The sequence below is a fragment of the Leisingera sp. ANG49 genome (assembly GCF_059694505.1).
Window position 1 is genome coordinate 1 of the sequence record NZ_JCATZN010000053.1, and the last position, 655, is coordinate 655.

A 655-nucleotide genomic window follows, 5' to 3' on the forward strand; every position below is an offset into this window, starting at 1 on the left:
CCCCCCCTCTTTCACGCCCATGCTGGTCACCGTTCGGTGGGCTTTCAGGTACGTCGCATCGATCATCACGGTCTTCTCCTCTCCGTGTTCGGCAGCCAGCCCAGCCATCATCCGCGCGAAGATGCCTTTCTCGCCCCACCGCTTCCACCGGCTGTACAGCGTCTTGTGCGGTCCGCAGGCTTCCGAAGCATCTCTCCAGCGCAGCCCATTGCGATTGATGAACATAATTCCACTCAGCACCCGTCGTCATCGACCCGTGGTTTACCGTGCGACTTCGGGAGGAAAGGGGCAAGCTTGGCCGTCTGCTCGCCGGTCAGCCAATAGAGGTCGCTCATGTCACCGCTCCGTGTTCCGAGCCGTGAATCACGCAGCGCGCTGAAAATCAATGCATCCTGAACCTAGCGTATCTTACAGGCTGTTTAAGCTGGAGGAGTTCAAAGCTACCACGCTGATCTGCTAGGATGCCGAGTCCCAGGAAGCATTCCGGGCGGCTGCCCAAGCCGGGGCAGAGCTGTTTCTGGCCCCCACGGTCTTGGGCGCGCAGCGGGGGGCAAACACCGTCATCCCTGAAGCCGTCGCTGACCACGGTGATCCTGGGCCATGTGTTTGTGGCGCTGCCCTTTGCGGTCTCAATCATGAAATCCGCCTTTGACGA

2 pseudogenes are annotated in these 655 nt (G+C 60.3%); one reads left to right on the top strand and one right to left on the bottom strand.

Going from position 1 to position 655, the window contains the following annotated elements:
* Positions 1-335 (bottom strand): annotated as a pseudogene (locus tag AC58NV_RS23695) (transposase); the annotation flags it as partial.
* A 126-nt stretch (positions 336-461) separates the two neighbouring features.
* On the opposite strand from AC58NV_RS23695, the pseudogene AC58NV_RS23700 reads away from it, so the two are divergent.
* Positions 462-655, top strand: a pseudogene (locus tag AC58NV_RS23700) (hypothetical protein); the annotation flags it as partial.